This window comes from Psychrobacter sp. AOP31-B2-9, from assembly GCF_052378005.1.
Classification (GTDB): domain Bacteria; phylum Pseudomonadota; class Gammaproteobacteria; order Pseudomonadales; family Moraxellaceae; genus Psychrobacter.
Genome location: NZ_JBQSXG010000150.1, coordinates 1 through 6,800 on the forward strand (window position 1 = coordinate 1; position 6,800 = coordinate 6,800).

Genomic DNA, 6,800 nt, shown 5'->3' on the forward strand with positions numbered 1-6,800 from the left:
TAAGTTTATATAATTTAGAGCGCATCTTCAGTTTAGGCATCAAACATGAAGGTATTGAAAATGGACAAATTTTGTCAAGCAACTTGCTGATATCTTAATGTGGTCTGTACTATTTTTTTGCTTATCATTTATCTTGTTACGACCATCATCTTGTAGGAAATGTATTGTCTACGCCACATCCTATTTGTATGATTAATAAACTGACGTTAACCTGATTTATGGGTATGGATGGACATGAGTAGGCCAAAGCCCGCCATCAATGTCACGACAGCTGTACCACCATAGCTAATAAAGGGCAATGGAACACCAACGACTGGTAAAATACCACCAACCATACCGACATTCACAAATATATAGACAAAGAACGACATAGCGATTGCCCCTGCCAATAATCTGCTATAGGTATCAGGGTGGGTAGAGGCGATATATAATGCGCGCATTAGTAAGCAGGAATAAATAAACATCAATAACAAAACACCTAGTAAGCCAAACTCCTCAGAAAAGGCGGCAATAATAAAGTCAGTATGACCTTCTGGCAAAAAGTGTAGATGTGATTGTGTACCTTCTAAATAGCCTTTACCAGTGAGACCACCAGCCCCGATTGCTGTTTTTGATTGAATGATATTCCAACCAGCACCCTGTACATCGGCCTCAGGGTTTAGTAGCGTGAGTACGCGTGTACGTTGATAATCATGTAATAGAAAGTTCCAGGCAAAGGCGATAAGAGGAATGGCTAGAACGGCAGCTGCCGAAATCAGGCGCCAAGACAGACCCGCCAAAAACAGTACAAAAATACCGCTGGCTGCCACTAATAGCGAGGTACCTAGATCGGGCTCTTTAGCAATCAATAAGACAGGAACAATAATTAATCCCAATGTTATAGCGATGCTAGAAGTAGATGGTGGGAGATCACGTTTGGATAAAAACCAAGCACACATCATTGGCATGCCAAGCTTCATAAACTCTGAAGGTTGCACACTACCAAATCCTGGTAAATTGATCCAGCGCTGAGCGCCCATACGTACTTCACCGATGACATCAACCAACACCAATAAGATGAGTCCAAGTACGTAAAATATGGGTGTAAAGGTACGATAGATACTAGGTGGTATTTGCGCCATGGTAAACATGACAGTAAATGCGACAGCATAGCTGACCATTTGGCGTATAACCATACTAACATCTTGGCCTGCAGCACTATATAAAATAGTCAAACCAATACAGCAGACAGTCAATAAAAGCAGGGTTAACCACGGATCGATATGAATACGTTGCCATAACGTCGGTGCATGGCCTTGGCCTAAATGATGGCTTTGGCGTGAAAAACGATACTGCGGATTAGAAGACATAGGCAAAGTGAGTCTGGTAATTGGTGTAAGAGGAAAGTTTTATCTAAAATATTTTTAATACGCCCTAATGAAATATTGCGAACAAAGTAACACCTAAGCAATAAAGTTACATAATTATAAAACTTATAAGGATAAGTGTTAATTACAAATATCAGGCCTCTAATTAGAGGCGATAGTTTAGCCTGCTTACTGAAAATTTGATAGTATCGATAAAACGTTTTTAGCGGTAGCTTCCTGCAATGAATAATAAAAAACTCCCTCGTAACAGGCAGGTTCACAAGCCTGTGATTGCACTACTGGTTTTGTATGCTAGTAGTATTCCTGCTCATGCCGATATTATCAGTGATAATAGTGAACGTCGTATTCAAGTACGTCAAGGTGGTAGCAATATTTATGTTCAGCCTTCTGAAAATGTTTTAGATGATAGTTCTCGTGTCACGAGTGAAAAAAATGCGATTAATCGCGATAGTATGCAGGGTTTGATTGCCCAAAAACAGCGTGACTTTAATTTGCAGGCTCGTCTATCTATTGAAGAGAATAAAAGTGTGAATATCGCTCGGAGTGTGCCTGATTCTAACACGGCTCATAACCATGGTGATCATGATGTGATTAGTATGGACTTTAACGTATGGTTAAACAATAACAGTTATCGTGCCAAACAAGTGGCAGAGTATCAGCGTTATCTCATCTCACAAGTGGGCGCAAAAAACGTACCACCACTATCTCAGTTATTGACGACCGCACGTAGTTGGAAGAAGTGTGGCTATGAGCCTTATCAACTACCACCGAAAGAGTTATGGCCAAATATTGTACCCACATTGCGTCTATATAGTGAGTTGAAAAAACAAGGTATATTGCCAGCAAGTAGTGAGATACGCTCTGTATATCGTAGTCCTGGTCTTAATGACTGTGCGGGTGGGGCTGATAGTAGTAAGCATATGAATGCCAGTGCCATGGATATTTGGGTGCCAGAATATGAAAGTAATTTATGGCAGCTGAGTACAATGCAAGATGGTCTATGCCAGTTTTGGCAATATCAAGGAGCAGCCCATAATTTTGGTTTAGGTTTATATGCGACGGGAGCCATCCATCTAGATACTGATGGTTATCGTAAATGGGGGTTTCATCATGCGAGCAGTAGTTCTTCTTGTCGTTACTAACCTAAGCCATTACTAACTTAAGTTGCTATTAACTTAGGTCTTTATAAATTTGAGACGGCTCTAAACACCATCAGTCATTGTCGCGTATGGCATAGAGTTGGCAGTGAGACTCGGGGTTTTGTAGTCAATTGGATATAAATTTAGGTCACTTAGTTAGCTCTAACTGACCTAAATTTATTGGCATTAAACGCATAAGTCATAAATTTTCAGAAGTTATACTTGTATTGAGAAATTATATCCATACTATAATGAGCTATTATTTATATTTATATCATTTATTTTATAAGATAAAAGAACCATATTTAATTTTTTTAGATAAGTAAGTGGTTGATTGTAATGTGAACTTTTGAATCTGAGTTAAATTTTATTTTATAAAAAATCTATTACAAGTAGTATTTATGAAACACTGGCAGTCAGTACCGATGAAAAAAAATCGCTTTAATGCTTCCAAAAAGGTCTTTGCTCAGTTCAATATCAGCTATATGGTTGTATTTGGTTCAGCTCTTTTTTTAATAACGGCCTGTAATATAGATAAAGCTTCTGAGGATTTACCTCCGATAGAGGCACAATCTACTATCACCCTCGATAGTAATATACAGGAAGCGGAAAATGTTAAAGAAAGTATCAAGAATTCTTATGCCAGACTGGCTTCGGAACGTCCTGATGTTTGTCCAAAGTTAATACAGAAAGGGGTTGATAGTCAGGTTATTAAGCGTACTGCAGAAGTAATGACAAGTGACTATTGTGATTATTTCTTGTATCCACAAGATGGACAAAAAATTTCAGTTAAAGTAAATGACCGTCAAATCGAAACGTTATTAATCGTACCAACATTGCACAATTTTGCTAACGGTGATTATCAAGTAGAGTCTTATGACAAACATGTGATTCGATTGGCTTACGATGGTGCAACCTATAAGCCCGAAAATCTTGTTTATGACGTTGCGGTAACTGTTTCCGATTGATGTGTGTCAATTTTTACTTTCTAGCCGAGAGTGTTTTTAGCACAAAAAGCTAAGAACAGCTAGAATTCAGAGCAGTAGCGATTAAGCGTAATAAAGGTAAAGAGCGATGCCAATTGGTATCGCTCTTTACCTTTACAGGGTTATTTTTTAGTCTTGTCATCTTTCCAAGGGTCATCTTGTCCAACGGTGACAATTAAAAAATCATCAGGCTTTAGTGTATCGCGCATTGTTTGATTGACCTCTGATAGTTTTACTTGATCAATACGGTTGACGTAATTAGTCAGATAGTTATCTTGTAACTGATAAAAATTCATCATACCAAGTAGTCCATTAATTCCCGCATTACTTGCAAACCCCATTGGGAAACTATTCTTAAGACTATCTGTTGTCAGCTGCATTTCGCTACTAGTAATACCTTCATCTAAAGTATCATTAATAACTTCTAAACTGGCATCAATGGCAGCACGAGCTTTATCATTACGGGTCGAAAATCCGATTTGATAGGGACCTTTTGCGAGCATTGGATTCATAGATCCTGATATACCGTATGTGTAGCCAAGATTTTGTCTAATTTCAGTCATCAGCCGTGCATTAAAATCCCCGCCAGCCATTACCTCGTTACCGACAGCAAAATTGGTTTGCTGCTGTTGATCTTTTGGATTGGTCGCGCGTTTACTTCCCAATTGTCCCATGAGTACAGTGGTTTGGGTGCTTGGGAATGGAATGTGAATATGCTTGGCTTGATTTATAGGCTTTGGTTCAGGTAGCTCTGTGGCCATCTGACCTGTTGGTAGATTAGCGGTAATGTTTTCAGCAAGTTGCTTTGCTTGTACTAATGTCAAATTGCCCGTCATAGCAAGCGAGGCGTTAGCCGCGACTAGATAGCGGTTTTTAAAGTCTATCAGCTGTTGTTTACTGATGTTGGGTACGCTTTCAAGCGTGCCAGCTGATTGATGGGCATAAGGATGCTTGCCATATAATGCCTTGTTAAAAGCAATGCTAGCAAGGCTGTTGGGATCTTGTTTTTGTTGTTGTAATCCAACCAATAATCGGGCTTTGTTACGTGCCAAAATAGCATCATCAAAGGCAGGTTCGCTGAGCATTTGAGTCATTAAATCAATAGCAGGTAGCAAGTGTTTATCGTCAGATAAACTGCGTAGCGAGACGATAAACATATCCTTGTAAGCACTGCTGTTTAAATTAATACCGAGTGTTTCAACGGCTTGGGTAAATTGATTTTCATCTAAGCTTTTAGAGCCTTGCGTCAGCATGGTCGCTGTCATGTTAGCAATACCAAAACCATCTCGCTGGATGCTGTTGTCACGGGCACTACCAGCGTTAAAGCGCAAATCAATATCAACAATTGGTAAGGTGGTTGTTTGTACAAAGCGTACTGGTACACCTGATTTGGTTTTGAATTGTTGAATCGTAGGTACAGTAACGGTTAAATCGTTGGTATTATCTAAGCTGGTTAGTTTTGATAACGCAGCAATAGGTGCGCTGGTATCGACTGAGGCGGAGCCATGGTATTCTTCAACAGCTGCTGAATCTGCTTGCGCTGTCATTGTTAATGTTGTCAAACTTAACAATATAGTAGCGCTAAGACATCCTCGTTTTATAAGCGTTGATGCGTTGCTTGTTGATTGACTATTTAAAGGCTTTTTGCTTATGTGCGACAAGTCATTATTCTTATTCATGGTTTTCTTCTTATTTATAATAAAATCTGTATGATTGGGCTAAACATTCACATCTCAGCATTATTTCTTTGTATCATCTTGGTCTTGAGGTGGAATGATATGCATCACCGTCAAATTGTCTTTTACTAAATATTTTTTACTGGCCGCTTGTATATCAGCGATTGATACGCTATCGAGCTTGGTTGGTAGTTCGGCAAGTAACCTGTCATCTAGACCGATAGACTGTAAGGAGCCAATCATACGAGCCTGACCTTCCATACTATCTTGTGCATAGACCAATCCGGTCACCGTATTGGTTTTGGCACGGCTAATTTCGTCGGCGGCTATGGGATCAGTTTTTAGTTTTTCTATCTCAGCGATGATGGCCTGCTGCGCTTGTTCTAGGCTAACGCCTTCACGCGGTGTTGCTTGAATTAAGAAAAGTCCATCGCCTCGATCTAGCAAGTCATAAGAAGTGCCAACCGTGGTTAGTAGACCTTGTTCACGTATGAGTCGACTCTCAAGACGCGCTGATAGTCCACCATCTAATACGTCCTGAGCCAGTGAAAGCGCATACGCTTGTTTTTCGTTACTTGCTCCAGCGGTAACAAGGCTTGGTACGTTATAGCCCATCAATAACACAGGTACTTGTACGGCTTGTTCAGAGTCAACTTGCTGATAGCCACGGAATCCTTTTTGACTAATGCTAGGGCGTTCCGGTAAATTACTTGGGGTTAGCTCACTGAAATAGCGTTTGACTTGCGTCAAGACTTCTTCTGGCTCAACATCACCTACGATGACTAAGGTTGCATTGTTTGGCACGTACCACTTTTGATACCATGCCTTTAATTCTGGTAGGGTGATTGATTCAATCTCCTTCATGGGGCCGATAACAGACTCACCTTTCGGGCTATCGGGCAATGCGAGCAATCGGAATGACTCATACGCTTTTGCGAGTGGATTGTCATCGGTACGCTGACGGCGTTCTTCCATGACGACTTGGTGTTCTTTGGCAAACTCTTTATCATTGAACAATAGGTTTTTCATACGATCGGCTTCTAACTCAAGCGCTAAAGGGAATCGATTTGCAGGGAACAGCTCGTAATAACCAGTATAATCGTAGCTGGTAAACGCATTATTGACACCGCCAAATTTAGCAATCAAGCGTTCATAGTCATCACTTGATACATCAGTTGTACCTTTAAACATCATATGTTCAAGTAGGTGCGAGATACCGCCTTTGTTGGCAGGTTCATCTGTTGAGCCTACTTTGTACCATATCTGCGTCATCACCACTGGTGCGCGATGATCTTCTTTTACCACTACCTTTAGGCCGTTTTCTAATTGGTATTCATGTCGACCTGACATGTCTATGGCCAATGCTGACTGCTGAGCATCATTGGACGTTTTTTCTTGCGCCACGGTGCTTTGGGTTGATGGATTCTGAACAGTCGATAAGGGATGCGAATCAATGGTGTTAGTTTGGCAAGCTGCAAGAGTAGCTAGCATTGCTAGAGCGCAGGCAATACGTAATGAAGTTTTAGGTAGGAATGCAGACGATGGTAAAGGTTGTGTCATGTTGAGTTCTACTTATATAAATGGCAACTGGTAAATGAAAGGTATATCAACCAATGAGTGAGTATATCAACT

At 40.4% G+C, this 6,800-nt stretch carries 5 protein-coding genes; 2 read left to right on the forward strand and 3 right to left on the reverse strand.

Annotation, left to right across the window (positions count from 1 at the left end):
• Positions 1 to 206: 206 nt before the first annotated feature.
• The gene (gene rodA, locus ACT3SX_RS12925) at positions 207 to 1,349 is read right to left on the reverse strand and encodes a rod shape-determining protein RodA (protein ID WP_442070046.1); all 1,143 of its coding nucleotides are present in this window, start codon (positions 1,347 to 1,349) and stop codon (positions 207 to 209) included.
• A gap of 239 nt (positions 1,350 to 1,588) precedes the next feature.
• Here rodA and ACT3SX_RS12930 point away from each other — a divergent pair, with 239 nt between their 5' ends.
• Both ACT3SX_RS12930 and ACT3SX_RS12935 read left to right on the forward strand, forming a co-directional pair.
• A complete protein-coding gene (locus tag ACT3SX_RS12930; RefSeq protein ID WP_442062151.1) occupies positions 1,589 to 2,509 on the forward strand; it encodes a D-Ala-D-Ala carboxypeptidase family metallohydrolase in 921 nt (306 codons plus the stop codon).
• Between the two features lie 398 nt (positions 2,510 to 2,907).
• On the forward strand, positions 2,908 to 3,474 hold the full coding sequence (locus tag ACT3SX_RS12935) for a hypothetical protein (protein ID WP_192520686.1): 567 nt from the start codon (positions 2,908 to 2,910) through the stop codon (positions 3,472 to 3,474).
• 140 nt (positions 3,475 to 3,614) lie between these two features.
• On the opposite strand, the gene ACT3SX_RS12940 is transcribed toward ACT3SX_RS12935, so the two are convergent.
• Positions 3,615 to 5,171, reverse strand: coding sequence for a M16 family metallopeptidase (locus ACT3SX_RS12940; protein ID WP_192520685.1), 1,557 nt, complete (start codon positions 5,169 to 5,171; stop codon positions 3,615 to 3,617).
• Between the two features lie 60 nt (positions 5,172 to 5,231).
• Positions 5,232 to 6,728, reverse strand: a complete 1,497-nt coding sequence (locus ACT3SX_RS12945; RefSeq protein WP_192520684.1) for a M16 family metallopeptidase — start codon at positions 6,726 to 6,728, stop codon at positions 5,232 to 5,234.
• Positions 6,729 to 6,800: the final 72 nt, after the last annotated feature.